The organism is Ilumatobacteraceae bacterium (assembly GCA_033344875.1).
Classification (GTDB): Bacteria; Actinomycetota; Acidimicrobiia; order Acidimicrobiales; family Ilumatobacteraceae; genus Ilumatobacter.
The window spans coordinates 182,468-209,404 of record JAWPMO010000001.1; the positions used below are offsets into that span (position 1 = coordinate 182,468).

Annotated in this window: 21 protein-coding genes; 14 read left to right on the forward strand and 7 right to left on the reverse strand. The window is 68.3% G+C overall.

Features of this window, described 5'->3' with window-relative positions; genetic code table 11:
• The first annotated feature begins 71 nt into the window (after positions 1-71).
• From R8G01_00880 to dapB, 3 genes are all read left to right on the forward strand, one after another.
• Complete coding sequence (locus R8G01_00880) at positions 72-2,546, forward strand: polyribonucleotide nucleotidyltransferase (GenBank protein ID MDW3212523.1); 2,475 nt, start codon at positions 72-74, stop codon at positions 2,544-2,546.
• A gap of 106 nt (positions 2,547-2,652) precedes the next feature.
• Positions 2,653-3,888: a pitrilysin family protein gene (locus R8G01_00885; protein MDW3212524.1), complete on the forward strand. Its 1,236-nt coding sequence runs from the start codon at positions 2,653-2,655 to the stop codon at positions 3,886-3,888.
• Between the two features lie 42 nt (positions 3,889-3,930).
• Positions 3,931-4,674 (forward strand): 4-hydroxy-tetrahydrodipicolinate reductase, encoded by a 744-nt coding sequence (dapB, locus tag R8G01_00890; GenBank protein ID MDW3212525.1) that lies wholly within the window; start codon positions 3,931-3,933, stop codon positions 4,672-4,674.
• 38 nt (positions 4,675-4,712) lie between these two features.
• On the opposite strand, the gene tpx is transcribed toward dapB, so the two are convergent.
• The 3 genes from tpx to R8G01_00905 are packed head-to-tail and all read right to left on the reverse strand — an operon-like array spanning position 4,713 to position 7,598.
• Positions 4,713-5,210, reverse strand: coding sequence for a thiol peroxidase (gene tpx, locus R8G01_00895; GenBank protein MDW3212526.1), 498 nt, complete (start codon positions 5,208-5,210; stop codon positions 4,713-4,715).
• Between the two features lie 12 nt (positions 5,211-5,222).
• Complete coding sequence (locus R8G01_00900) at positions 5,223-5,864, reverse strand: hypothetical protein (GenBank protein ID MDW3212527.1); 642 nt, start codon at positions 5,862-5,864, stop codon at positions 5,223-5,225.
• A 48-nt stretch (positions 5,865-5,912) separates the two neighbouring features.
• Positions 5,913-7,598: a cyclic nucleotide-binding domain-containing protein gene (locus R8G01_00905; protein MDW3212528.1), complete on the reverse strand. Its 1,686-nt coding sequence runs from the start codon at positions 7,596-7,598 to the stop codon at positions 5,913-5,915.
• An 88-nt stretch (positions 7,599-7,686) separates the two neighbouring features.
• On the opposite strand from R8G01_00905, the gene R8G01_00910 reads away from it, so the two are divergent.
• From R8G01_00910 to R8G01_00925, 4 genes are all read left to right on the forward strand, one after another.
• Positions 7,687-9,315, forward strand: coding sequence for a long-chain fatty acid--CoA ligase (locus R8G01_00910; GenBank protein MDW3212529.1), 1,629 nt, complete (start codon positions 7,687-7,689; stop codon positions 9,313-9,315).
• A 174-nt stretch (positions 9,316-9,489) separates the two neighbouring features.
• Positions 9,490-10,074 carry a TetR/AcrR family transcriptional regulator gene (locus R8G01_00915; GenBank protein MDW3212530.1) on the forward strand — a complete coding sequence of 195 codons (585 nt, stop codon included), beginning with the start codon at positions 9,490-9,492 and terminating at the stop codon, positions 10,072-10,074.
• A 13-nt stretch (positions 10,075-10,087) separates the two neighbouring features.
• The gene (locus tag R8G01_00920; GenBank protein ID MDW3212531.1) at positions 10,088-11,242 is read left to right on the forward strand and encodes a ferritin-like domain-containing protein; all 1,155 of its coding nucleotides are present in this window, start codon (positions 10,088-10,090) and stop codon (positions 11,240-11,242) included.
• A 53-nt stretch (positions 11,243-11,295) separates the two neighbouring features.
• Positions 11,296-12,087 (forward strand): methyltransferase domain-containing protein, encoded by a 792-nt coding sequence (locus R8G01_00925; GenBank protein ID MDW3212532.1) that lies wholly within the window; start codon positions 11,296-11,298, stop codon positions 12,085-12,087.
• Here the strand turns inward: R8G01_00925 and R8G01_00930 are convergent.
• From R8G01_00930 to R8G01_00940, 3 genes are read right to left on the reverse strand one after another with little or no spacing between them, the layout of a single operon-like run.
• The gene (locus R8G01_00930) at positions 12,078-12,536 is read right to left on the reverse strand and encodes a hypothetical protein (protein MDW3212533.1); all 459 of its coding nucleotides are present in this window, start codon (positions 12,534-12,536) and stop codon (positions 12,078-12,080) included. The two genes, R8G01_00925 and R8G01_00930, sit on opposite strands and share 10 nt — an antisense overlap.
• A gap of 10 nt (positions 12,537-12,546) precedes the next feature.
• The gene (locus tag R8G01_00935; protein ID MDW3212534.1) at positions 12,547-13,320 is read right to left on the reverse strand and encodes an SDR family oxidoreductase; all 774 of its coding nucleotides are present in this window, start codon (positions 13,318-13,320) and stop codon (positions 12,547-12,549) included.
• Positions 13,321-13,329: 9 nt separating this feature from the next.
• Positions 13,330-14,682, reverse strand: coding sequence for a glutamine synthetase family protein (locus R8G01_00940; protein MDW3212535.1), 1,353 nt, complete (start codon positions 14,680-14,682; stop codon positions 13,330-13,332).
• A 188-nt stretch (positions 14,683-14,870) separates the two neighbouring features.
• On the opposite strand from R8G01_00940, the gene dapA reads away from it, so the two are divergent.
• The 7 genes from dapA to R8G01_00975 all read left to right on the forward strand — a co-directional run bounded on the left by dapA (position 14,871) and on the right by R8G01_00975 (position 25,131).
• The gene (dapA, locus tag R8G01_00945) at positions 14,871-15,761 is read left to right on the forward strand and encodes a 4-hydroxy-tetrahydrodipicolinate synthase (GenBank protein MDW3212536.1); all 891 of its coding nucleotides are present in this window, start codon (positions 14,871-14,873) and stop codon (positions 15,759-15,761) included.
• The gene (locus tag R8G01_00950; protein ID MDW3212537.1) at positions 15,754-17,454 is read left to right on the forward strand and encodes a ribonuclease J; all 1,701 of its coding nucleotides are present in this window, start codon (positions 15,754-15,756) and stop codon (positions 17,452-17,454) included. Before dapA ends, R8G01_00950 begins: the two co-directional genes overlap by 8 nt.
• The gene (locus tag R8G01_00955) at positions 17,451-17,954 is read left to right on the forward strand and encodes a hypothetical protein (protein MDW3212538.1); all 504 of its coding nucleotides are present in this window, start codon (positions 17,451-17,453) and stop codon (positions 17,952-17,954) included. Before R8G01_00950 ends, R8G01_00955 begins: the two co-directional genes overlap by 4 nt.
• Before the next feature lie 217 nt (positions 17,955-18,171).
• The gene (locus R8G01_00960; protein MDW3212539.1) at positions 18,172-20,418 is read left to right on the forward strand and encodes a hypothetical protein; all 2,247 of its coding nucleotides are present in this window, start codon (positions 18,172-18,174) and stop codon (positions 20,416-20,418) included.
• Positions 20,419-20,583: 165 nt separating this feature from the next.
• Positions 20,584-21,969, forward strand: a complete 1,386-nt coding sequence (locus tag R8G01_00965; GenBank protein ID MDW3212540.1) for an MBL fold metallo-hydrolase — start codon at positions 20,584-20,586, stop codon at positions 21,967-21,969.
• A gap of 232 nt (positions 21,970-22,201) precedes the next feature.
• Complete coding sequence (locus R8G01_00970; protein MDW3212541.1) at positions 22,202-24,637, forward strand: DNA translocase FtsK 4TM domain-containing protein; 2,436 nt, start codon at positions 22,202-22,204, stop codon at positions 24,635-24,637.
• A 68-nt stretch (positions 24,638-24,705) separates the two neighbouring features.
• Complete coding sequence (locus R8G01_00975; GenBank protein MDW3212542.1) at positions 24,706-25,131, forward strand: ATP-binding protein; 426 nt, start codon at positions 24,706-24,708, stop codon at positions 25,129-25,131.
• 186 nt (positions 25,132-25,317) lie between these two features.
• Here the strand turns inward: R8G01_00975 and R8G01_00980 are convergent, their stop codons facing one another.
• The gene (locus R8G01_00980) at positions 25,318-26,928 is read right to left on the reverse strand and encodes an amidohydrolase (protein MDW3212543.1); all 1,611 of its coding nucleotides are present in this window, start codon (positions 26,926-26,928) and stop codon (positions 25,318-25,320) included.
• Positions 26,929-26,937: the final 9 nt, after the last annotated feature.

Sequence of the window (26,937 nt, forward strand, 5' to 3'; positions counted from 1 at the left end):
GCCAACTGGGAACCGACCCGGCCGCTCCAAGAGTGGCGACGGCAGTGTGCCTCGCCTGAAAGGAGCCATTCGTGGCTGACCCCATTCGCGTATCCGGACCCATCTCGGGCACCGAGCGCACCCTCACCTTCGAGACCGGCAAGTTCGCGCCGCAGAGCCAAGGTGCGGTCGTGGCATCGATCGAGGGCACCAAGGTGCTCACGACGTCCAACGCCGCCAAGAACCTGCGTCCGGGCATGGACTTCTTCCCGCTGACGGTCGACGTCGAGGAGCGGGCCTACGCGGCCGGCAAGATCCCCGGTTCGTTCTTCCGTCGTGAAGGCCGCCCGACCGAGGATGCGATCCTCACCTGTCGCCTCACCGATCGTCCGCTGCGCCCCTCGTTCGCCGAGGGTTTCCGCAACGAGACCCAGATCGTCACCACCGTGCTCGGTGCCGACCAGCACAACCCGCACGACGTCCTGTCGATCAACGCCGCATCCGCTGCGCTCATGATCTCGGGCATCCCGTTCGACGGTCCGCTCGGCGCGGTGCGCATGGCGTACAGCCAGGACGGCGAGTGGATCGGGCACCCGACCTTCGAGGAGATCGAAGAGGGCACGTTCGAACTCGTCGTGGCCGGCCGCGAGCTCGACAACGGCGACGTCGCCGTGATGATGGTCGAAGCCGGTGGCACCGAGAAGAGCTTCTACTACTACGAAGACGGCGCCAAGAAGGTCGACGAGGCCGTCCTGGCCGATGGCCTCGAGGCCTGCAAGGTGTGGATCAAGGAATCGATCGCCCTCCAGCGCCAGCTCGTCGCCAGCGTCATCGCCACCCACGGCCCGATCGTGCCGCTCGAGTTCGAGCCGGTCATCGACTACAGCCCCGAGGTGTACGCCGCCGTCGAGGGCGCGGTGTCGAGCGACATCGCCGACGCGATCAAGATCGCCGACAAGCACGAGCGCAACGCCGCCACCGACGCGGCCACCTCCAAGGCGCTCGACGCCCTGTGCGGCGAGGGTGCCGAGTTCGCCGGCCAGGAGAAGGCCGTCAAGGAAGCGGTTCGTTCGCTCACCAAGAACTCGGTCCGTCAGCGTGTGATCGACGAGGGCATCCGCCTCGACGGTCGCGCCGCCGGCGACCTGCGTCCGGTCAGCGCCGAAGTCGGCGTGTTGCCGACCGCTCACGGTTCGGGCCTGTTCCAGCGTGGCGAGACCCAGGTGATGAACGTCCTCACCATGGCGATGCCCCGCATGAACCAGATGATCGACTCGCTGTCGCCGAGCGACACGAAGCGGTACCTGCACCACTACAACATGCCGCCGTGGTCCAACGGCGAGACCGGCCGTGTCGGTTCGCCCAAGCGTCGCGAGATCGGCCACGGTGCGCTCGCCGCCCGTGCGGTCCTGCCGGTCGTGCCGAGCCAGGAAGACTTCGCGTACACGTTGCGCCTCGTCTCCGAGGTCATGGCCTCCAACGGCTCGACCTCGATGGCCTCGGTCTGCTCCTCGAGCCTGTCGCTCATGGACGCCGGTGTGCCGATCCGCGAAGCCGTCGCCGGCATCGCGATGGGCCTCATCAAGGACGGCGACAACTACATCACGCTGACCGACATCCTCGGGGCCGAAGATGCCTTCGGTGACATGGACTTCAAGGTCGCCGGTACCGCCGACGCGATCACCGCCCTCCAGCTCGACACGAAGATCGACGGCATCCCCGCCGACGTCCTGAAGGACGCCCTGGCGCAGGCCAAGGTCGCCCGTCTCGAGATCCTCGAGGTCATGAACGCAGCCATCCCGGCCGCCCGTGACGAGGTCGCCGAGACCGCACCGAAGATCAAGACCCTCACCATCCCGATGGACAAGATCGGCGAGGTCATCGGCCCGAAGGGCAAGGTCATCAACACGATCCAGCAGGAGACCGGCGCCGACATCAGCGTCGACGACGACGGTGCCCAGGGCTTCGTCACCATCGGCGCCGTCGAGGCGTGGCGCATGGAAGAGGCGATGAACGCCGTGCTGGCGATCGTCGACCCGCCGAAGGCCGAGATCGGCAAGACCTACATGGGCCGTGTCGTGAACATCACCAAGTTCGGTGCGTTCATCAACATCCTCCCGGGTCGTGACGGCCTCGTGCACATCTCCAAGCTCGGTGGCGGCAAGCGGATCAACTCCGTCGAAGACGTCCTCGAGCTCGGTCAGGAGATCGAGGTCAAGGTCGAGGAGATCGACGACCGCGGCAAGGTCAGCCTGGTCCCGGCCGGCGACATGCCCGAGGCTCCCGCCAACTCCGGCGGGTCCGACGGCGGCGACAGCGCCCCGGCTCGCTCACGTTCGAACGACCGGCCGGAGCGCAGCTCCGACAACGGTTCGTCCGACAAGGGTTCCGACAAGGGCTCGTCCGATGACGTCGAGACCGTCTCGTTCGAGGAGGCGCTCGACGCCGAACTCGCCGACGAACTCGGCGACCTCGGCCCCGCCGGTGAGAAGCGCAACGACGGTGGCGGTCGCGGTCGCGGCGGCGACCGAGGTGGCGACCGTGGTGGTCGTCGCCGCCACCGCTGACCGATCGCGAGCGGTGCCAGGCACCACTCGCATCTGACCGTCCGACACCCCCACCCGCTCCGCCGGGTGGGGGTGTCGCCGTTTTCGGCGATTGACTGGTCGTCTCATGTCCGAGCGCGTCGTCCAGTTGCCGTCCGGGTTGACCATCGCCGTCGAACCCATGATCTCGACCCGTACGGCGTCGATCGGCGTGTGGGTCGGGGCCGGCGCCCGCGACGAGACCCGTGAGCGGTCGGGCATCAGCCACTTCCTCGAACACCTGCTGTTCAAGGGCACCGAATCCCGTTCGGCGATCGACATCTCGCAGACGATCGATCGCCTCGGCGGTGACATCAACGCCTTCACGTCCAAGGAGTACACGGCGTACTACTGCCGGATCCCGGCCCGTCACGCCGCGACCGGCGTCGAGTTGCTCGGCGACGTGCTCACGGCGCCCGCCCTGCGCGACGACGACATCGACAGCGAACGGCAGGTGATCCTCGAGGAGCTGGCGATGGACGACGACAGCCCCGAGGACGTGGTCCACCGCGAGTTCGGCACCGCCGTGTTCGGCGACCACCCGCTCGGGTGGGACACCGCCGGCGACCGTACGTCGGTGCGGGGGCTCACCGCCGAGGCCGTCAGGAGCTACTACGCCGAGCACTACGTCACGGAGAACACGGTCGTGGCGGTCGCCGGGGCCGTCGACCCCGACGAGGTGATCGACCAGGTCACCAAGGCCTTCGACCGCCTGCCGTCCGGGAGTGCGCCGCGTGACCGCCGCGAGCCGTCGCCTGCGGCGATGCAGCCGGGAGCGACCGTGGCGTTCCACGACGACACCGAGCAGGTCCACCTGGTGGTCGGGGGACGCTCGATCCGTCGCCTCGACCCCGATCGGGAGGCGCTCGACATCGCCAACCACATCCTCGGCGGTGGGCTCTCGAGTCGGCTGTTCGACGAGATCCGCGAACGCCGCGGGCTCGCGTACTCGGTCTTCTCCTCGGCGGCCGCGTACGCCGACATCGGTGCCTGGTCGGTCTACGCCGGCACGATGCCCGAGCACGCCGCCGACGTCCGTTCGTTGATCGGTGTCGAGGTGGCCCGGCTGGTCGAACACGGCATCACCGCCGACGAACTCGACATCGCCCAGGGCTACCTGGCGGGGTCGTACGAAATGGGCCTCGAAGACTCCGGCGCCCGGATGTCATGGCTCGCCGGTCAACTCACGATCCTCGGTGAGCTCCGGAGCGTCGAAGAACAGCTCGACCGGTGGTCGGCGGTGTCGCTCGACGACGTCCACCGCGTGGTCGAACGCGTCTACGGCGCCGACGAGCCCGTCACGGTGAGCGTCGGCCCGACCTGATCGAAGCCGCCTCGGCGCCGTCGCTTGGCTACGGTCGTGGATGTGACGATACGGGTGGGAGTCAACGGAGCCGGCGGACGGATGGGTGCGGCGGTCTGCGCCGCGGTCGGGGCGGAGGCCGACCTCGAGCTGGTCGCCCGGGTCGACGTCGGTGACGAGCTTCGGGCATTCGCCGACGCCGAGTGCGACGTGGTCGTCGACTTCACGGTGGCCGACGCGGCTCGCGTGACGCTGCCGTGGCTGGCGATGCACGGCATCCACGCCGTCGTCGGGACCACGGGGCTCGGTGACGACGACCTCGAGTCGGTTCGGTCGGCCTTCGGCGACGGCAGCGCGCACTGTCTGTTGGCGCCGAACTTCGCGATCTCCGCCGTGCTGATGACCCGGTTCGCCGAGCTGGCAGCGCCGTTCTTCGACACCGCGGAGATCATCGAGTACCACCACGACCGGAAGATCGATGCGCCGTCGGGTACCGCCGTCAACACCGCCGAACGGATCGCTGCCGCCCGTGGCGATCGTCCGTGGCATGCCGACCCGACCGAGCACGAGGTGTACGCGGGTGCGCGCGGAGGGACTTCGCCCGGCGGTGTGCACGTGCACGCCGTTCGGATGCACGGGATGGTCGCCCATCAGGACGTGATCTTCGGCGCGCAGGGCCAGTCATTGACGATCCGCCAGGACAGCTACGACCGGGACAGCTTCATGCCCGGTGTCGTGCTCGCGTGTCGGCGCATCGCCGAACACCCCGGTGTGACCGTCGGGCTCGAACACTTCCTCGACATCTGACACCGTCGGCCCCGTGGGCCGACCGGCCGACCGGCCGATCAGTCGAGGGCGGCGAGGGCGGCATCGTAGTCGGGCTCGTCGGCGATCTCGCCGACGAGTTGGGTGTGCACCACCTTGCCGTCGGCGTCGAGCACGACGACCGAGCGAGCGGTGAGGCCCGCGAGCGGGCCGTCCTGCAGCCGGACGCCGTAGTCCTCGGCGAAGCTGCCGCGGAACGCAGAGCCGGTCTTGACGTTCTCGATGCCCTCGGCACCGCAGAAGCGGCCGGCGGCGAACGGCAGATCCTCCGACACGCAGAGCACGACCGTGTCGTCACGGTCGGCAGCGCGCTCGTTGAACGTCCGGACGCTCGTCGCGCACGTCGGCGTGTCGATGCTCGGGAAGATGTTGAGCACGACCTTTTTGCCGCTCAACGAGTCGGCGGTGATCTCCGACAGGTCGCTGCCGACGAGCGAGAAGCCCGGGGCAGAGGAGCCGACAGCGGGCAGTTCGCCGCTGGTGTTGAACGGATTGCCGCGAAGTGTGACTTGTGCCATCCGCCAGTTGTATCAGCCGGCGGCGCCCTTGCGGAAGTTGCGGGCGTTCACGGCGATGACGAGCGCCACCGAGATTCCCACGAGCCACCACGAGTAGCGCTGGAGCCAACCCACGAAGTCCTCGAGTTCTTCTTCGAAGATCTGCGCGAGCCACCAGATCAGTACGAGGCGGCCGAGGATTCCCACCGAGAGCAGCAGTGCCAGTCGACGAGGTGACGTCCGATGGATCCCGCTCAATGCCGCGATGAGGTTGCTGCCCGCGAAGAACGGGATGATCACCCACTCGGCCCGGTCGAACATCCGATCGAACTGTTCGAGTGCTTCGGGTGTCACGCCCAGGTACTTGACGAACCAGGTCAACGCCGTCGTCGAGTAGGCGCGTCCGATGAGGTGGCACACGAGGAACGCTGCGCCGATCCGTACGAAGCCGACCCCCCAGTAGGCGAGTGGTGAGACGTCGGCGCCGAGCGACAGCACCAGGTACCGGTTGCGTGACGACAGGAGCAGCAGCGTTTCCGGACTGGACTCGAGGAGTTTCGCCCAGGTCGCACCGGCGATGTTCGTACACACGACCAGTCCGACGAAGGCGGCCAGCGTGAGAGGCGCCCAACTCGGCCGATCCGGCGGGAACGGCGCGTCGACGGTCTCGGTCATCGGGACGACGCTAGCGGGCCGACGGCCACCGACCGCTCGGCCGGACCCTCACGGCTCGTCGGGCAGGTCGGAGGTCGCATCCGCAACCGCGTCATCGGTCGATCGGCTGCGAACGACACCCCATGCGGCCTGTCGCGTGCTGTCGTGACCGGTGACCGCGATCAGGAACGGTGTGCGATCGATCGCCAGCAACAGGCCGTCGCCGACCGAGGTCACCGTGGCCGTTCGGGGGACGGATGCGAGCAGGGCGACCTCCCCGAAGCCCTGACCCCGTCGAGCCAGGTAGACGGGCGTGCCGCTGACGGTGACCTCGAACGAGCCGGACATGATCGCGTAGTAGCGATCGCCCTCCTCTCCCTCGACGACGATCCGCTGGCCCGGTGTCGTCACGACCTCTTCGCCCGCTCGGCTCAGCGTCTCGAGCTCGGCTGCCGGGAGCGACGCGAATACGGGGAGCCGACGGATGACGCTCATCGAGACCACCGGCACCGTCGCCGAGGAATCGGCCAGGCGCATCGAACGGAGCGTCACCACGACGAGCAGGATGAAGAAGCCGCCGGTGCCGTACAGCGCCGCCTCGACGTCTCCGATCGCGAGCAGCGCCTGCGCGGCGATCGACCCCAGGATCAGTCCCAACCCGGCGGCGATCTCGATCACGGCGTACACCGACGCGAGGAGTTCGGGCGGAGCCGATCGGTGCAGGAGCACATCCGCGACGAGGTCGATCACGCTTCGCGACACACCGATCAAGGGCAGCAGCACGAACGCCGCCACGACCGTGACGCTCGATCCGAGCGCGAGGGCGAGCCCTGCGACCAGCAACATCGCGCCCACGAGCACCGGGGCCAGTCGGTCGAGCCGGATCAGGAACGTCGTCACGACGCCGCCGGCGAGGGCTCCGACGCCCACCAACGTGAGGAGCACACCCGGTCCGGAGTCGCCCAGGTCGAGCCGTTCCTCGGCGGCGACGACCGCGATGATGTCGAGCGCGCCGATGACGAAGAACTGGGCGCCGGCGACCAACAGCACGCCCAGGACTCCAGGGCGGGAGCGGAGGCCGCTCACGTTGTGGACCACCCGTCGGATGCTGCCCCGCGACGTGTCGACCGCGGCGCCGCCGCCGGGAGGGTCGACGAGGCGTGGCACGGTGCTCACCGCCGCTCCGGTCGCCGCCATCGCCGCACAACCGGCCAACACCGCAGCCGGGCCGCCGAGCGCGAGCAGTCCGGTGGCCGCGAGCGGGCCCAGCAGGGCGCCCAGACTCTCGGAGTAGCCGGTCCAGAGGTTGCCGACCGAGAGCTCGCGTGTCGAGCGCACGATCGCCGGCAGGATCACGGCGCCCGAGGTCCGCAAGGTGGTCACCGCACCGACACCCAGCATGCTGGCGACGATCACGATCCAGAGGCTCGCGCCGGCCGTGGCGGCGGCGCTCGCGGCGCCGTAGCCGACGACCTGCACCCCGAGCCCGCCGAGTCGGACACGGCCGGGTGGGAACCGCTCGGCGAGGCCTCCGGCGAAGAACGCGGCGCCGATGTACGGCACGAGCAGGGCGATCGACGCGACACCGGTCGCCCTGGCGCCACCCTGGTCGAACGCATACACGAGCACGCCGATGAACACGGCCCAGTCGGCAGCGGTCGAGAGCAGGTGGACGACGACGTGACGAAGCAGGTCGCCATTGCGCAGGGCGGCACGCTGCAGGCGGTGCGAGGCGTCCGAGGTCGACGTCGTCACGTCGGCCGCTCCACCACGTGCAGATCATCGCGCACCACCGGTGCCTCGACGTGATCGGTGGCGGAAGGTCGCGCTACCGTTCGCCGCCATGCAGGGACTGATGCAGGATGTGCCGCTCACGATCACCCATCTGTTCGATCGCGCCGAGCGCTATCACGGTCACAAGGAGATCGTGACGGCGACGGGGACCGGGCGTGAGCGCACGAACTACGCGGAGTGGGCCGACCGCACGCGCCGACTGGGTGGTGTACTCGATCGGTTGGGCATCTCGGAGGACGGCCGGGTCGCCACGTTCGCGTGGAACACGGCCCGTCATCTCGAGCTCTACTTCGCCGCCCCCTGCACCGGTCGGGTACTCCACACGCTGAACATCCGACTGTTCCCCGACCAACTGACGTACATCGTGAACCACGCCGACGACGAGGTCATCTTCGTCGATCGTTCCCTCCTCGCCCTCCTCGCGCCGCTGCTCCCGACGTTCGAGAACCTGCGCCACCTCGTTCTGATGGACGACGGTGCCGGCGAGATCCCCGACGATCTGGCGGGGCACGAGCTGCTCGACTACGAGGAGCTGCTGGCCACCGCCGAGCCGGTCGAGTTCCACGTCGACGACGAGCACCGGGCCGCCAGCATGTGTTACACGAGTGGCACCACCGGCAACCCCAAGGGTGTGCTGTACAGCCATCGGAGCACGTTCCTGCACACGTTCGGCGCGATGACCGTCGACAGCCTCGGGGCACGGGAGGCCGACGTGATCCTGCCCGTCGTTCCGATGTTCCACGCCAACGCGTGGGGGCTCGCGCACGCCGCCGTCGCCGCCGGCGCTTCGTTGGTGATGCCGGGCGCCGACCTGTCGGGGTCGGCGCTCGCCGACCTGATCATCGACGAACGGGTGACGGTGGCAGCCGGGGTTCCGACGATCTGGATGCAGGTGCTGCCGGAGCTCGAGGGTCGCGACACGTCGAGCCTCCGGGCGATCCCGTGTGGCGGGTCGGCGGTGCCCAAAGCGTTGTCGGAGGCGTACCGCGAGCAACTCGGCAAGCCGATCCTCCAGGCGTGGGGCATGACCGAGACCAGCCCGATCGCGGCCGTGTGCCACCTCGACGTCGACGAGGCGAGCCTGCCGTTCGACGAACAGGCCGATCTCCGGACGATGGTCGGCCGCATCAGTTTCGGTGCCGAGATGCGCGTGGTCGATCCCGACTCGCAGGAGCCGGTGCCCTGGGACGCCGAGAGCAGCGGCGAATTGCAATGCCGCGGCAACTGGATCGCGGCGACCTATTACGAAGACGAGCGTGCGGGCGAGAGCTTCACTGCCGACGGTTGGCTCCGGACCGGCGATGTGGCGACCGTCGACCAGCGTGGCCGGATCCGTCTCGTCGACCGGACCAAGGACCTGATCAAGTCGGGCGGCGAGTGGATCTCGTCGGTCGAACTCGAGAACGAGCTGATGGCTCATCCGAAGATCGCCGAAGCCGCCGTGATCGGCGTGTCGCACCCGCGCTGGTCGGAACGCCCGCTCGCGTGCGTCGTCGCGGTGCCCGGTGCCGAGATCACCCGCGAGGAGATCATCGACTACCTCTCCGGCAAGGTCGCCAAATGGCAGTTGCCCGACGATGTGGTCTTCATCGACGAGGTTCCGAAGACGAGCGTCGGCAAGTTCTCGAAGAAGACCCTGCGCGATCGATTCGAGTCGTACGAACTCCCGACGCCCTGATCGCGTGGCGGCGAATGGCCGCCACCACCCGCAGCGGAGACGGTGCGCGTCGCCTCGGCGGTCCTCGACCCGCGTTCCGTCGACGCCGCGTGTCACCCGAGGACGTGTCGGATCGGCGCGCCACGAAACACCGACCCTTGACGGTGAGACAGATTGTGTCTTACTGTCTCACGGGTGCGCACCCATGCCGCAGAGGCCCAGATTCTCGATGCCGCCAAGGCGTGCTGCGAGCGGTGGGGTGTCGACAAGGTCACGGTCGACGACATCGCCGCCCATGCGGGCGTCTCGCGGGCGACGCTGTACCGGTTGTTCCCGGGCGGCAAGGACGTGCTCTTCGAGGCGCTGCATGCGCGTGAGCGCGCCGAGTTCTTCGACACGTTGACGGGTGAGATCGGCGACACCACCGACTTCGAAGACCTCGTCGTCACGCTGGTGGTCACCGCGACCCGGGAGCTCCGCTCCGATGACCACCTCGCCGTGATGCTCGCGTCCGAGCCGGGCGCCGTGCTGAGCGAGCTGACCGTCGACGGCATGCCGCAGATCATCCGGGTCGCCAACGACTATCTCGGCCCGATCCTCAAGCCGTTCCTCGATCCCGAACACGCCGAACCGCTGATCGACCTGCTCGTCCGCATCACGATCTCGTACTTCCTCGCGCCGAGCCCCCACGTCGACCTCGGCGACGTCGAGTCGGCTCGGTCGTTCCTCCGCCCCGGCCTCGCCGTGCTGTCCCCATCCATCCGCCGCCCCACCACCTGAAGGAGCCCACATCATGAGCGTCACCCATTCCAGTAACGAAGACATCATCGGCCGAGACGACATCAACGACGTCGAGGCGATCCTGTCGGTGGTCAACACCGACGTCGACGAGGTCGAGCACGTCGTCAAGGACAACGCAGACGCGATCTTCACGTGGGACTACTCGCTGGCCCGCCCGCAGCTCCGCAAGCTGTACGAGAAGGCCAAGGTCGGCCAGTGGAACGCCACCACCGACCTCGACTGGGACACCGACATCGACGTCGAGAAGGTCGTCTCGGCCGATCGGGCCGCCGAGTCGGCCGGGTTCACCGCCGATCACTACCAGGGCACCGTCGTCGAGAAGTGGGGCGACAAGGAGTGGCTCGAGTTCGGCATCGACCAGCGCCGCTGGACGCTCTCGCAGTTTCTGCACGGTGAGCAGGGCGCACTGCTGTGCACCGCCAAGATCGTCGAGACCGTGCCGTGGTACGACGCCAAGCTGTACGCCGCGACCCAGACCGTCGACGAGGCCCGTCACGTCGAGGTGTTCCACCGCTACCTCGACGAGAAGATGGGCGGCAGCTTCCAGGTCAACGCGCACCTGCGGATGCTGCTCGACGACATCATCGAGGATTCCCGTTGGGACATGACGTACCTCGGCATGCAGGTCATGGTCGAGGGCCTCGCCCTGGCCGCGTTCGGCTTCATGCACCAGATGACCGAGGAGCCGCTGCTGAAGAAGATGCTCCGCTACGTGATGAGCGACGAGGCCCGCCACGTGGCCTTCGGGGTGCTCTCGCTCAAGGAGGTCTACGACGGCATGAGCGACGCCGAGATGAAGGACCGCCAGGAGTTCGCCTTCGAGGCCGCGATCCGCATGCGCGACCGGTTCCTGAGCCAGGAGGTCTGGGAGCGCCACGGCGTCAACCCGCGCGACGTCGTCCCGCTGGTGCTCAAGGACCCGACCCGCGACGTGTTCCAGATGATGCTGTTCAGCAAGATCGTGCCGAACTGCAAGAAGCTCGGCCTGCTCGACCGCAACGATCAGTGGCTCCGCCGTCGCTTCGAGGAGATGAACGTCATCCAGTTCGAGGACTGGGAGGACACCGGCTCCGAGTACATCAAGTTCGAGCTCGACGAAGAGGCGCCCGACCCCATGTCGCAGGGTGCTCCGGTCGCCGGCGACTGATCGGGACGCACCACTTGTAGACAAGTGGCATACAAGTTGGGTACAGTCGACGGATGGCGACCGTCGATTGGGATCCAGCGCAGTACGAGCGGTTCGCCGCGGAGCGGGCGCAACCGTTCTGGGATCTCGTCGACCTGATCCATCGCGGCGCGATCGAGCGCGCCGTCGATCTCGGTTGCGGCACCGGCACGCTGACGGTATCGGCTGCCGAACGGCTCGGAATCGGGCACACGACCGGCATCGACAACTCGCCGGCGATGCTCGAGGTCGCCGAATCACACGGGCGGGTCGAGGTCGACTTCCGCTACGGCGACATCTCCCGGTGGACGTCGGACGGTGACCACGACCTCGTGCTCGCGAACGCGGCTCTGCAGTGGGTGCCCGATCACCGGGCGGTGCTCGAACGGTGGGTGGGAGCGCTCGCCCCGGAGGGCCAACTCGCCGTGCAGGTGCCGGCCAATCACGATCACCCGTCGCACCTGGCGAGCACGGCGGTCGCCGGCCGCGAACCGTTCCTGTCTGCGCTCGGGGGCACGCCTCCGCCCGATCCCGTCGCCGCCAACGTGCTCGCGCCCGAGCAGTACGCCGAGGTGCTATACGAACTCGGCGTCACGGAACCTCACGTGAGGCTGCAGGTGTACCCGCACGTGTTCGCCTCGTCGGCCGACGTGGTCGACTGGACCCGGGGCACGTCGCTGACCCGATTCTTCAAGCGCCTGCCCGCCCACATGCACGAACCGTTCGTCGAGGCGTATCGCGACGAGTTGCTCGGCCGCATCGGGCGGCACGAGCCGTACTTCTACGCGTTCAAACGGATCCTGATGTGGGGTCGACGTCAGCCGTAGATCGCCTCGCCGGCGCCGGCTGCGAGCCCTGCCAGCACCAGACCGATCAGGAACACCGCGACGAACAGGCCGAGCAGGAGCCACGCTCGGCGCAGTCCGCGGGCGACCGGCTCACGCGCACGTTCGCCGGCCTCGGCGAGATCGTCGGGGTCGTGGCGGAACTCCCAGATCTTGCGGGTGTGGCGCCACACGAACTGTCTGCGCCGCAGGTCGTTCGTGGAGATGGCGACGACGAGCACGAACACGGGCACGACCAGCAGCACGACCACCGGGACCACCGCCGGAACCGGGAGCACGGCCAGCACGACGGCGGTGATCGCCATCACGGTGACGAGCCGCTTGAATCGGAACAGCAGCTCGGTTGTCGGCACCATCGTCGGAGCGACCGCATGGCGATCTTGCGAGGACGACGGAGGTGTCGGGGCGGCCGGCGGCGGGAGGTCGCTCACGCCGCCGAACCTACTCGGGCGTGACGTACGCAGCGGTCAGGCCGCCATCGATCAGCAGGTTGCTGCCGGTCATGTAGGACGACTCGTCGCCGGCGAGGAACAGCGCAGCATTCGCCATCTCGGCGGCGCGTCCGAAGCGTCCCATCGGCACGTGGACGAGGCGTCGGTCGCGTTTCTCGGGTGTGTCGAGGTACGACATCAGCAGATCGGTGTGCAGGGGGCCGGGGGAGAGCGCATTGACCCGGATGCCCTCCCGGGCGTGGATGACCGCCAGCTCGCGGGTGAGCGCCAGCACGGCGCCCTTCGACGCCGTGTAGGCGATCTGCGGGGTGGCGGCGCCGACCGACGCCACGAACGATGCGGTGTTCACGATCGAGCCGCCTCCGGCCCGCCGGAGCGCCGGGATCCCGTACCGGCAGCCGTGGATCACGCCCTTGACGTTGATCGCGAGCGTCCGGTCGATCACGTCGTCGCTGGTGTTCATCGCGTCGTCGTCGCCCGGCAGCATGACGCCGGCGTTGTTGAAGATGATGTCGACACGGCCGAACTCCGACTCGGCGAGGTCGAACAGGTCGCTGACCGAGCGGGTCGACGTGACGTCGACCGTGGTGCTGATCATCTTGCCGCCGGCGTCCTGCACGAGCGCAGCGGTCGCGGCGTTCGCATCGGCCGAGACGTCGGCACCGACGATCACGGCGCCCTCCTCGGCGAATCGGAGGGCGGTCGCCCGGCCGATCCCGCCCGCGGTGCCGGTGATGACGGCCACCTTGCCGTTCAGTCGCATCGTGACCTCTCAGATCCGCTCGAAATACCGGGCGCGTTCCCAATCGGACACGGCGGCCTGATGGGCCTCGACCTCGATCCGGTGGAAGTGGGCGTAGTGATCGACGACGTCGTCGCCGAACGCCGTCCTGGCGGCATCGCTGGCGGCGAATCGTTCGGTCGCGTGCTCGAGGGTTCGCGGCACCCGGGGGAGGTGTTCTGCCTGGTAGACGTCACCATCGAACGGGTCGGGCGGCTCGATCTGCTGTTCGATCCCGGCGAGGCCGCTCGCGATCGTGGCCGCGAACGCCAGGTACGGGTTGCAGTCGGCGCCGGGGATCCGGTTCTCGATCCGCAGGCTCGGCCCGTCGCCGATGATGCGGAACCCGGCTGTGCGGTTGTCGCGTGACCACGCGATCCGGGTGGGTGCCCAGGAGCCGTCGGTGTACCGCTTGTACGAGTTGATCGTCGGGGCGTAGCAGACCATGAAGTCCTGCACGTGTGTCATCCAACCGCCCAGGAACCACCGGAACGTGTCGCTCTCGGCCGCGCCCGAGTCGAAGACGTTGGTACCTGCCTCGGCGTCCCAGAGGCTCAGGTGGAGGTGGCTGCTGCTGCCCGCTTCGTCCGTCGTCGGCTTGGCCATGAACGAGACGCTCACCCCCATGGCATCGGCCACCTCCTTCATGGCGTGCTTCATCACCGTGTGGCGGTCGGCCATGTCGAGCACGTCGGCGTAGCGGATGTTGAGCTCGTGCTGGCCGCGCCCCCATTCGCCCTTGGAGTTCTCGACCGGGATGCCCGAAGCCGCCAGAGCGGTGCGAGCTGCCCGAACGTACGGTTCGACGCGGCTGGTCGACAGCAGGTGGTAGTCCTCGATGTACCAGCCGGCCGGTTCGAGCCCGGCGTATCCCTTGGCGTGCGCCGTGCGGTACGAATCCTCGAAGATGAAGAACTCGAGTTCGGAGGCCGCCTTCGCGACGAGGCCGTGCTCTGCGAGCCGTTCGACCTGGCGTCGCAGGATCGTGCGGGGAGCGACCGAGACCGCCCGGTGGGCGTCGTCGTCGATCACGTCGCACAGCACGATCGCCGTCCGGTCGGTCCAGGCGGCGTTGCGGAGCGTCGACAGGTCGGGCACGAGGTGGACGTCGCCGTAACCCTGTTCCCAACTGGCGAACGCGTACCCGGAGACCGGTTCCATCTCCATGTCGATCGCGAGCAGGTAGTCGCACACGTGTGTGCCGTCGTCGAGGGACTCGAGGAAGAACCCGGCATCGAAGCGCTTGCCGAGCAACCGGCCGTACAGGTCGGTGAACGCGAGGATCACGGTGTCGGTCGTGCCATCGGCGACCGCCGCGCGCAGTTCGTCGAGTCGCATCGTCATGAGCCGGACTGTAGATGCTGGGTCGGCGTCCCACCGGAGTAGAGTCGATCAGCGATGTCGAGCACTGCTGCGGATCGGTCGTACCGGAGTTCGTCCGCCATCGGAACGGCTTCGTCGTTGCCCCGGCCAGGTCACTGCGGGCACGATGGTCGGGTGACCAGTCCGCATTCCTCCCTGGAGACTTCCTGATGCCGCACTTCGGCCGAATTCTGACGGCGATGATCACGCCGTTCGACGCCGCCGGCGCGGTCGACTACGACGTCGCCCAGCAGTTGGCCCGTCATCTCGTCGCGCAGGGGCACGACGGTCTGGTGATCTGCGGCACGACGGGGGAGGCGCCGACGCTCACCGATGACGAGAAGCTCGGGATGTTCGCCGCCGTCGTCGAGGCCGTCGACGTGCCGGTGATCGCCGGCACGGTCGGGTACAACACGCAGCACTCGGCCGAGCTGTCGCTCCAGGCCGCGAAGTTGGGCGTGCACGGCATCTTGGCGCTGTGCCCGTTCTACAGCCGGCCGTCGCAGGCCGGTATCGAGGCGCACTTCCGAGCGATCGCCGACGCGTGCGACCTGCCGCAGATCATCTACGACATCCCCAAGCGCACCGGTCGCAAGATCGACACCGAGGTGCTGATCCGACTGGCGCACGAGGTCTCGAACATCGTCGGTCTGAAAGACGCGGCCGGCGACCCGGCCGAGTCGGCGCGGCTGGTCGCCGAGGTGCCCGATTCGTTCGAGGTGTACTCGGGCGACGACGCGTTCACGCTGCCGCTGCTCGCCGTCGGTGCCGTCGGCACGATCGGTGTCGCGACGCACTGGACCGCTCCCGATCACGTCGAACTCTTCGAGGCGTGGGACCGCGGCGACGTCGCCGCCGCTCGCCTCGTCAACCGGCGAATGCTCGAGAGCTTCGCCTTCGAGACCGGCGATCTCGCACCCAATCCGATTCCGACCAAGGCGATGCTGCGCACACACGGATGGGCGGTCGGCGAATGTCGGCTCCCGCTCGGCGCAGCTCCCGACTGGGTCGAACCCCGAGCCCGCGACGTGTGGGCACAACTGGAGGCTTCCCGTGGCTGATTCCGTCCGTATCGCATTTCTCGGAGGGCTCGGTGAGATCGGCCGGAACTGCATGGCGATCGAGCAGGGCACGGGCGACGACCGCTCGATCATCCTGATCGACTGCGGCCTGATGTTCCCCGATGCCGACATGCACGGTATCGACCTCGTGCTGCCCGATTTCACCTACCTGCGCGACAACGCCAACGCCATCGTCGCGCTGGTTGCCACGCACGGACACGAAGACCATGTCGGCGGTATCCAGTTCCTGCTCCGTGACGACGACGGCATCGGGCACCTGCGCGACGAGCCGTTGCCGATCTACGGAGCGAAGCTCACGCTGGGCCTCGCCCGCAACCGCATCGAAGAGGCCGGATTGCTCGGCCGCTGCGACATGCGCAATGTCAAGGACAACGAGACCGTGAAGATCGGCCCGTTCGAGGTCGAGTTCATCCCGGTCACGCACTCGGTCCCGCACGCCCATGCGATCGCCGTGCACACGGCGCAGGGCATCGTGCTGCATTCGGGCGACTGGAAGCTCGACCTCACCCCGGTCGACAAACGCACGACCGACCTCGGCCGGCTCGGCCAACTGACCGCCGGTGACGGCGTCCGTCTGCTGATGGGCGACTCGACCAACGCCGAAGAACCCGGCTACGCGCCGAGCGAGACCACCGTTGGCACCGTGCTCCGCTCATTGTTCGCCGAACACCGTGGTCGACGCGTGATCACCGCCAGCTTCGCCAGCCACCTGCACCGAATCCAGCAGATCGCCGACGCCGCCGTCGCCGACGGGCGCAAGGTGGCCACGCTCGGGTTGAGCATGAAGAAGAACGTCCGGCTCGGTCGTGACCTCAAGGTGATCGACATCCCCGAGTCGTCGTTGATCGACATCGCGGACATCGACAACTACGAGCCGGGTGAGATCTGTGTGATCTCGACCGGTTCGCAGGGGGAGCCGATGTCGGCTCTGTCGCTGCTCGCCCGTGGCGAGAACCGATTCGTCAAACTCGGCGACCACGACACGGTGATCCTGTCGAGTCATGCGATCCCCGGCAACGAGAGCGCCGTCAACAAGGTGATCGACGGGCTGCTGCGTCGCGGCGCCGAGGTGGTGCACTCCGGTGTGCAAGACGTGCACGCCACCGGTCACGCCCAGGCCGACGAGATCAAGACCTATCTCTCGCTGGTGCAGCCCGAGTGGTTCGTGCCGATCCACGGTGAGTACCGCCACATGACGGCCAACGCCCGGCTGGGCGAACTGATGGGTGTGCCGCACGACAAGGTGCTCCTGTGCGAGGACGGCGACGTGATCGAGTTGTCCGACGACGGTCTCGAGCACGCCGGACGTGTGCCGGCCGGGTACGTCTACGTCGACGGGATCGTCGGCGACGTCGGCCAGGGGGTCATTCGTGACCGCCGTGTGCTCGGCGAGGAGGGCGTGGTCGTCGTGGTGGTCACCGTCGACATGCAGACCGGCAAGGTGCTCACCGGCCCCGACATCATCACGCGTGGCTGGGTGTACGCGCCCGAGGCCGAGGATCTGCTCGACGAGGCGTGCGACCGTGTCTCCGCCGCGGTCGAGAAGGCCTTGAAGAACGGCGAGCGCGACGTCGAGGCGCTCGAGCGCGACGTCCGTCGTACCGCCGGCAAGTTCGTGAGCGAACGCACCAAGCGGCGGCCGATGATCGTGCCCGTCGTCATGGAGACGTGAGAACGACCTCGTTCGTTGCCGTTGCGCTCGGGCTCCTGGCGGCCGCGTGTGGTGGCTCGGGCGGCGATGCCGGCGTGCCCGGTCCGCGCATCGAGTTGATCCCTGACGCCGTCGCGGCGATCGAGGACCACTACGGCGCTCCGCAGGAGTACTTCGAGATCAGCGCCGGGCTCGACGCCGTCGGGTTCGTCGTCGCCGTCGACGAGGCCACGATGGCCGAGCAGGGCTCCTACGGTTCGGACGGCACCTTCGTGGCGCCGGAGCCGGTCGGCGAGGCGTCGGGCGAGACGTTCTTCGCCGACCAGATCGACTTCGATCCCGACCTGATCTTCGAGCAGGTTCGTGAGGAGTTGGACGACCCGGTCATCGTCGACCTCGCGATCCAGGGCGGGCCGAACGACACCGTGGTCTACGATGCTTCGATCGCCAGCGACGGCGGTGGTGTGCTCCTGGTGCTGCTCGGTCCCGACGGCACGATCCAGGGCGCCCAGGGGCAGTAGCGTCTGCCGCCGCGAGTATTCGCCGCGGAGCGCTTGACAGTTGTCATACCCTCGGGTCATGGGGTCTCTGGGGTTTGGTTCGCATCGTTCCTCGTGTGCTCGGCGCTTCGGTGGCCGCCGCTTCACCGTGTGGGCCGCGTGTGTGGGCATGTTGGCGAGTGTCATGGTCACTCAGTTGCCTGCCTCGCCGGCAGTCGCGGCACCGACGCTGGACCTGGTGTCGATCGTGCCGGCGCGGTTGTTGGAGACCAGAACCGGACCGAACGAGAAGACGGTGGACGGTGTCTCGGAGGGCATCGGACGCGCCGACGCCGGAACGGTCACCGAGTTCGTCGTTGCCGGGCGCGGTGGTGTTCCTGCCACGGCGACGGCAGCGTTCTTGAACGTCACGGCGGTCGATCCGTCGTCGCTCGGTTTCTTGACGGTGTTCCCGTGCGGGAGCGAACGGCCGTTGGCATCGAACGTCAACTATGCAGCCGGTGATGTTGTTCCGAACGCGGTATTGGCGAAGATCGGTGTCGACGGCAAGGTGTGCATCTACACGTTGGCCGCGACCGACATGATCGCCGACGTGAACGGGTACGTGCCGCTCGGTGGCTCGCCCGAGCCCGTCGAACCGGCGCGAATCCTCGAGACCCGGAGTGGCGAGGGCAACGAAACAACCGACGGATTGTTCGAAGGGATCGGCCGGATCGACGCGAACGAGACGCTCGAGCTGCAGGTCGCAGGCCGAGGCGGAGTCACCCCTGATGCCGACGGTGTGTTCTTGAACCTGACGGCGGTTTCGCCCTCGGCGGCAGGTTTCCTGACGGTGTTCCCCTGCAACGAGAAGCGGCCGACGGCGTCGAACGTCAACTACATGGCCGGCGACGTCGTACCGAACGTCGTCCTGGCCAAGCTCGCCCCCGACGGCACCGTCTGCATCTACTCGTTGGCGGCGACCGATGTCGTCGCCGACGTGAACGGCTACGTCGCTGATGGCCGCACCCCGAACACGGTCAACCCGTCACGGATCCTCGAGACCCGGATCGGTGAGGGCAACGAAACCGTCGACGGGTTGTTCGAGGGTATCGGTTTGCGCGCCGCGGGTTCGACGCTCGAACTCACGGTGGCGGGTAGGGGTGGTGTGCCCACCGATGCGTCGGCGGTGTTCTTGAACGTCACGGCCGTCGGGCCGAACGCGCCGGGGTTCGTCACGGTGTACCCATGTGGTGAGGAACGGCCGCTCACGTCGAACGTCAACTACTTCCCCGGCGACGTGGTGCCGAACTCCGTCCTGGCCAAGATCGGAGAGGACGGCAAGGTCTGCCTCTACACGCTCGCTGCGACCCACCTCATCGTCGACGTCGCCGGCGAGGTTCCCCAGCCGTCCGTCAAGGGCCTCGTCGACGTCTCGGTCGGGGCGTCGCACTCGTGTGCCCTCGACGACGAAGGCGGTGTCACCTGCTGGGGGGTCTACCTCAACGGTGAACTCGGTGTCGGCGACATTTCCGGGATCGGCAGCTCCAACAGTGTGCTGCCGGTCACGATTCCCGACCTCGAAGCCGTCGACGTGGCAGCGAGCAGTCGCTTCACCTGCGCGGCGTTGGAGAACGGAAGGGTCGCGTGCTGGGGGCGCAACTTCAAGGGGCAGATCGGCGACGGCACGACGACGGATCGTCTCACGCCGACCGAGGTCGACGGTCTGACGGGTGTGGTCGGCGTGACCACCGGGCTCCAGCACACGTGTGCGCTCAAGTCCAACGGCGACGTCTGGTGTTGGGGTGACAACCAGTCCGGTCAGCTCGGGAACGGTACGTACGAGATCAGCGAGACGCCGGTCCAGGTCACCGGCCTCTCCTCGGACGCGGTCGACATCGACGCCGGACGGAACCACACGTGCGCGGCGCTCGATGACGGTACGGTCGAGTGCTGGGGTTCACACAGCCTCGCGGGCGGCACGACCAACACGCCCACCCAGGCGGTCGGGATGGCCGACGTCGTCCAGATCGAGGCCGGCGAAGGCGCCACGTGCGGCCGAATCGACGATGGCACGGTCGACTGCTGGGGGCAGCTCGGCAAGCTCGGCAACGGTGACCAGGGTCCCGGCACGACGGCGGTACCCGAGACGGTCGGCGGGCTGACCGGCGTGGTCGACCTGTCGGTCGGTTTCACGACGCTGTGTGCGGCACTCGACGACGGCACCGCCGAGTGCTGGGGTTCGAACTCCTACGGCCAGGTGGGCAACGGCACGGTCGGTGGCGACCCCGAGTTCATGCCGGTGCCGGTGCAAGGCATCGATGGCGAGGCCGTGCTCGTGCACGCCTCGGCCGACGGGTGGAACACGTGTGCAACACTGGCCGACACGTCCGTCGTGTGCTGGGGTCGCAACGCCGACAAGCAACTCGGCGCGCTGACGCCGGGGGTGGATCCCCGTGCAGCGACGGCCGATCCGCTCGTCGTCGGTTCGAGCGGCCTCGGCTGAACGCCGGCTTCATCGACGTCGAGTCGGTCACCGTCACGAGTTGCCGGTGCCGGCGGCGGTTGCCGGATCCAGGCGTTTGTTCGGCAGGGTGCGACGGGTATTCATCGGTCGCCGCAACTCTTCGACCGCGGCGTCGAGTCGACCTCTCCCGGACTGGAGCTGAACATGGAGATCGTGACCATCGAGACACCCTCGCTCGGCGACCGGAGCTACCTCGCCCACGACGGGCACGTCGCATTCGTCGTCGATCCGCAACGTGACATCGACCGTGTGCTGGCTGCTGCCGACGACGCCGGGGTGTCGATCACGCACATCGCCGAGACGCACGTCCACAACGACTACGTGAGCGGCGGGCTGACCCTGGCGAGGGTGACCGGTGCGACGTACCTCCACGCGGCCGATGCGACACTCTCGTTCGATCACGAACCGGTCGGCGACGGCGACGTCGTCGACGTCGGGCGGATGCGCGTGACGGTGCATTCGACCCCCGGCCACACGAAGCACCACGTGTCGTACTTGGTCGAGGTGCCGGACGAACCGCCGGCGGTGTTCTCCGGCGGTTCGATGCTCTACGGCACCGTCGGGCGCACCGACCTCGTCGCCGACGAAGCCACCGAGGAGTTGACGCGGGCGCAGTACCGGTCGGTGCACGGTCTCGCTGCCGGATTGCCCGACGACGCCCGCGTGTACCCGACGCACGGCTTCGGCAGCTTCTGTTCGTCGGCATCGTCCGACGAGGACTCGGATGGAACGCTCGGCACGGAACGGTCGGTCAACGTCGCGCTGACCGCGACCGACGAGGACGCGTTCGTCGAACGGCTGCTCGCCGGTCTCGACGCGTACCCGAAGTACTACGCCCAGATGGGCCCGATCAACACCGCGGGCGGCGTGGCGATCGACCTGTCCCCACCCGCCGACGTCGACCCGGTCGAGCTCGCACGGTGCATCCACCGGGGTGAGTGGGTCGTCGACCTCCGACCCCGGCGTCGGTTCGCCGAGGAGCACCTCGCCGGCACGATCGGCATCGAACTCGCCGATGGCTTCTCGACCTACCTGGCGTGGCTGCTGCCCTGGGGAATGCCGGTCACACTGCTGGCCGACGATGCAGACGACATCGCCGAGGCGCAACGACAGTTGGTACGGGTCGGCATCGATCGGCCGGCGGGGGCAGCGACCGGCGGTCCCGACCAGTGGTGCGGCGACAGTGAACGTCGCAGCTACCCGCTGATCGACTTCGCGGGTCTGGGCGACCTCGCCGACCCCGTCGTGCTCGACGTCCGACGCAGCGCCGAACATCGTTCACAGCACGTTCGAGGCGCTGTGAACGTGCCGCTGCACGAGCTGCTCGATCGGCTCGACGAGGTGCCGGCCGGGCGGGTGCACGTCCATTGCGAGAGCGGCTATCGAGCCTCGATCGGTGCCTCGTTGCTCGACCGCGCCGGGCGCGACGTGGTGGTGGTCGACGACGATTTCGAGCGCGCCGACGCCTCCGGCCTGGCGATGGTGTCGGACGACGGGGCAGCGGGCGAGGGCAGCGACGCCGCCCCGTGAGGCGGGTCCCAGGGTGCGACGGGCTGCCGGCTGGCCCGGATCCGTTGGACGGCACGGTCGGCATGCCCCGGTCCGCCCGGTCCGGGTTGGTACCGTGGGACAACTCATGAGTACCTGGGGTCCATCCAAGAAGCCGCGCGCCTCGACGTCGAAGAAGTCGACGTCGGGTTCTTCGCGCTCGTCGTCGAGAACGTCGGCAGGCTCGTCGCGGTCCGGGTCGCGCCAGGGCGGCGTGAAGGATGCGACCCCGCCGGGCACCCGTCGGCGGGGCCAGGCACAGGCCGACCTCAAGCAGGCCGTCGACGGGCGTGAACACGAGTTCATCGGCTTCGCGTTGCTCGTGGTCGGCGTGCTGCTCGGCCTCGCGATGTACTTCGATCTCGCCGGCCCGCTCGGTCGCGGCGTCGAGGCGTTCATCGGGTGGTTCGTCGGTTTCGGTCGGTACGTGTTGCCCGTCGTCCTCGTGTCCTCGGGCATCGCACTCGTCAAGAAGGGCCAGTCGTCGAGCCCGACCCGGCTCGTGATCGGGTGGGGCCTCATCGGGGCCGCGATCCTCGGACTGCTCCACATCGTCCGCGAGCCGGAGTCGTTCACCGATCTCGACCAGATCGGCGATGCGGGCGGCTGGGTCGGCGCCGCGATCGCGGGGCCGCTCCAGGCATTGGTCGCGTCCGCCGGTGCGGTCGTCGTCCTGTTCGCCCTGTTCGTCGGCGGCGTCCTGCTGATCACCAGCACGTCGCTCAAGACCATGGCGAGCCGCACCGGACGCGGGGTCGGCACGGTGGCCCGCCCGATCGGGCGCGTCGCCAAGAAGGCGATCTCCGACCTCTCGACCCTCAACAGCGATCGCGAGGACGATCCACGCGGCGAACGCCGCAGCGAACGCCGGTCGCGACGCTCGACGCCAACCGACTCCGCCGCCGACACCGGAGAGAACTCGGTCGCCGGCGAGCCGCTGGCACCGTCGCTGTACGACGGTGCGGCCGACGATGATGCGCTGTTCGCCGACGCACCCAAGAAGGCGCCGGCCAAGCGCCGGAAGAAGCCGGCGGCAGCTCAGCAGCCGTCGCTGCCGATCGATGGTGAACAGGTGGGCGACTGGGTGCTGCCGCCGCTCAGCTACCTCAAGCAGGCAGGCGAACAGTCGGTCAACATGGCCGAGATCGAACGGCGCGGGCAGACGCTGCAGGAATCGCTCGCCCAGCACAACGTCGAGACCGAGCTGATCGGCATGACCGTCGGCCCGACCGTGACCCGGTACGAACTCGAACTGGGCCCGGGCGTGAAGGTCGCGAAGATCACGAGCCTCCAGAAAGACATCGCGTACGCGATGGCGGCCACCGACGTCCGCATCCTGGCGCCGATCCCCGGTCGGTCGGCGATCGGTGTCGAGGTCCCGAACCATCAGCGCCAACTCGTCGCGCTCGGCGACCTGATGGTGTCGCCCGAGGCGGCCGAGGCCACCCACCCGCTCGAGGTCGCCGTCGGCAAGGACATCGCCGGCAAGGCGGTCTTCATGGACCTGTCATCCACGCCGCACCTGCTGATCGCCGGAGCGACCGGCGCCGGTAAGTCGAGCGGCATCAACTGCATCATCACGTCGCTGCTGATGCGCACCACGCCCGACGACGTGCGCCTCATCCTGATCGACCCGAAGCAGGTCGAGATGGGTCAGTACCAGCGCCTTCCGCACCTGCTCACGCAGCCGGTCACGAACCCGAAGAAGGCCGCCAACGCCCTCGGCTGGGCCGTCAAGGAGATGGAGCGGCGCTACGACGTGCTCAGCGAGGTCGGCTACCGCGACATCACCGGTTACAACGACGCCTACGCGAAGGGCGAGATCGAGCCGCCGGTCGGCGTGCACCCCGACGACTCGCCGTACGAGCACATGCCGTTCATCGTGGTGGTCGTCGACGAGCTCAACGACCTGATGATGGTCGCCGCGCGCGACGTCGAGGAATCGATCACCCGCATCGCCCAGAAGGCCCGAGCGGTCGGTATCCACCTGATCATCGCCACGCAGCGCCCGTCGGTCAACGTGATCACCGGTGTCATCAAGGCCAACGTCCCCGCCCGCATGGCGTTCGCGGTGTCGTCGCTCACCGACTCGCGCGTGATCCTCGATCAGCCGGGCGCCGAGAAGTTGGTCGGCAAGGGCGACATGCTGCTGCTGCCGGGCAACTCGTCGGTGCCGAACCGCATCCAGGGGTCGTTCGTCGGCGAGGACGAGGTTCGCAAGGTGGTCAAGCACTGGCGTCAACAGGCGCCGGAGCCCACGTACACATCCGAGGTCGAAGGCGACGCCGAGCCGACGCCCGGCACGAGCGGCGGCCCGATGCAGCAGATGACGCTCGACTCGGCGCCATCCGGCGGCGTCGGCGGCACGATGGGCCTCGACGTCACCTCCGACGCCAACTCGTTCTCGGCCGGTGACGACGACGAAGACGCGGTGATGATGCGCCAGGCGATGGAGCTCGTGGTGCGGAGCCAACTCGGGTCCACGTCGATGCTCCAGCGCAAGCTGAAGGTCGGTTTCGCCCGAGCAGGCCGCATCATGGACCTGCTCGAAACTCGCGGTGTGGTCGGCCCGTCCGAGGGATCGAAGGCCCGCGAGGTGCTGATGACCGTCGAAGAGTTCGAGTTGCTCCAGCAGAACGGCCAGCTGTGACGGCCGCCCGATCCTCCCGGCACGTTTGACGGCACGGGGGCGGGGCAGTCTTGACCATGATGGAACAGGTGGGTGCTGACGACGGGTGGGGCGCACGCGTCCGCCTGCGTTCGGTCGCCGATCTGTCGATGATGCGACGTCGGGTGCGCCAGGAACTGGTCGACGCCGGGATCGCCGCCGGCAAGGTCGCCGACACGGTGCTCGTCGTGTCCGAGCTGGCGACCAACGCGTTCGAGGCGTCCCAACCGGGGACGTCGGTTGTCGTGCGGCTACGGATCGGCCGACCGGCCGCTCGCAGCGCCCGGCACATCGAGGTCGACGTCGACAACGTCGGCGCTCCGGTCGACGGCCATCTCGTGCCCCGGTCCGAGCACATGAGCGAGCAGAGCTCGCTGGCAGGACGCGGCTTGGCGATCGCGGCGACGCTCGGCGACGTCGTGGTCGAGGGACGCATCGGCGGGAGCCGCGCGATGTTCCGCACGCCCACCGACTGACCTGCTCGGCCGTTCCCGCCCGGCCAACAGCGCGATCACGTGTTGTGCCTGGAGGATCAGCGGATAGGTCGCTCCGCTCCTCTTCATTCCGCTGATTCCTCCCCGTATCCATTGGGAGTGTCGAGCGGCCAGGTTCGGCAGAGCCTCACCTATCCGCTCGACCTCCTGGCACAACTCGCGATTCGGTCAGCGTTCGTAGACAGGTGCGCCGGCGAGCCAGGTCTGATCGACCTGCGCTCCGGCGATCTCCTCACCGGCGATCGCGGTGATGTCCTGGTCGAGCACGATCAGATCGGCCCGCTGCCCGACGGCGATCTCACCGACATCGTCGTCGAAGGCCTGGTAGGCACTGCCCTTCGTGTATGCACGGATCGCCTGCAGGATCGGGATCCGTTCCTCCGGGAGCCATCCGCCGAACGGCTCACCACGTGCGTTCAGGCGGGTCACCGCGGTCGCCAGGCCGTCGAGCGGACGATGCGACGAGACGGGCCAGTCGGAGCCGAAGCTGATCGGTGCACCCGACCGGGCGAGCGTGCCGATCGGATATTGGAGCGCCGAACGTTGCGGGCCGAGGCGCGGGAAGGTGAGGTCGAGCATCGAGTCGTCGTGCTGTGCCCAGAGGGGTTCGAAGTTGGCGATCACGCCGAGCGCGACGAACCGCGGTCGGTCGGCCGGGTGCACGAGTTGGGTGTGGGCGATCACGGGGCGCCGGTCGCGTCGGCCGTTCTGACGTGCGGCGTGCTCGATCGCGTCGAGTGCCATCCGAACGCCGGCATCGCCGATCGCGTGGACGTGGATCTGGAAACCGTCGGCGTCGAACGCCCTGACGGCCTCGGCGAGCCCCTCGGCCGACCAGTTCGGGAGACCGCACGAGTGCGGTGCGTCCTCGTAGGGCTCGAGCAGGTATCCGGTGCCGGCCTCGATCACCCCGTCGGCGAAGAACTTGATCGTGTTCGCCGACACGGCCGCCGGTCGGCCACCGTCGGCCTTCGCTCGTCGGCGTCCCTCGACGAATCCGTCCCGCTGCCGTCGCCAGGTCGCCGGGTCGGCCCGGAACGCGGCGTTGAAACCGCACGGCGCTCCGGCCCGAGCGCGGTCCAGGTAGACGTCGAGTTCGTCGAGCCGCACCGAGGCGTCCTGCGCCCAGACGATGCCCTCCATCGACATCAGGCGGATCGCCTTGGCGAGACCTCGGTGTTGCGTGTCCGTACCGATCGTCGGCACGTGTCCGTCGAAGAGGCCCATGCCGCCGAACTCCAGGAACATGCCGATCGGCGCGCCGTCGCCGTCACGGACGATCTCGCCGAGCGGGGGTTCTGGCGTGTCGGCGGTGATGCCCGCCGCTGCCATCGCGGCGGAGTTCGCCCACACCGCGTGGTTGTCGGTGGGGTAGAGGGTGACGGGACGGTCGGGGCAGGCTGCGTCGAGCCACTCGGCTCGGCCGAACGCATCCGGCAGGATCGACGGGTCGTAGCAGCGGCCGACCACCCACGCCTCGTCGGAATGGTCGACGCGCCATCTCCGCAGCGCATCCAGGGTGCCGTCGAGGGTGCTGATGCCGGTGAAGTCGAGCGACAGTCGGTTCGTGCCGGCGTGCAGGGGATGGGCGTGGCCGTCGCGGAACGCCGGGAGCAGCGGGCGCCCGTCGAGTTCGACCACGCGGTCGAACGATGCTCGCCAACGCTCTGCCTCGTCGCCGACGGCGACGATCCGGCCGCCCGACACGGCGACCGCGTTCGGGACCGGGCCGCCGTCGAACGTCACGACCGGACCACCCCTGAAGAGCACCGACGTCATGCCGGCATC

Coding starts and splice junctions, on each gene's coding strand:
- R8G01_00885 (MDW3212524.1), top strand. CDS start 2,653: ATGTCCGAGCGCGTCGTCCAGTTGCCGTCCGGGTTGACCATCGCCGTC.
- tpx (MDW3212526.1), bottom strand. CDS start 5,210: ATGGCACAAGTCACACTTCGCGGCAATCCGTTCAACACCAGCGGCGAA.
- R8G01_00900 (MDW3212527.1), bottom strand. CDS start 5,864: ATGACCGAGACCGTCGACGCGCCGTTCCCGCCGGATCGGCCGAGTTGG.
- R8G01_00910 (MDW3212529.1), top strand. CDS start 7,687: ATGCAGGGACTGATGCAGGATGTGCCGCTCACGATCACCCATCTGTTC.
- R8G01_00920 (MDW3212531.1), top strand. CDS start 10,088: ATGAGCGTCACCCATTCCAGTAACGAAGACATCATCGGCCGAGACGAC.
- R8G01_00925 (MDW3212532.1), top strand. CDS start 11,296: ATGGCGACCGTCGATTGGGATCCAGCGCAGTACGAGCGGTTCGCCGCG.
- R8G01_00935 (MDW3212534.1), bottom strand. CDS start 13,320: ATGCGACTGAACGGCAAGGTGGCCGTCATCACCGGCACCGCGGGCGGG.
- R8G01_00940 (MDW3212535.1), bottom strand. CDS start 14,682: ATGACGATGCGACTCGACGAACTGCGCGCGGCGGTCGCCGATGGCACG.
- dapA (MDW3212536.1), top strand. CDS start 14,871: ATGCCGCACTTCGGCCGAATTCTGACGGCGATGATCACGCCGTTCGAC.
- R8G01_00965 (MDW3212540.1), top strand. CDS start 20,584: ATGGAGATCGTGACCATCGAGACACCCTCGCTCGGCGACCGGAGCTAC.
- R8G01_00980 (MDW3212543.1), bottom strand. CDS start 26,928: ATGACGTCGGTGCTCTTCAGGGGTGGTCCGGTCGTGACGTTCGACGGC.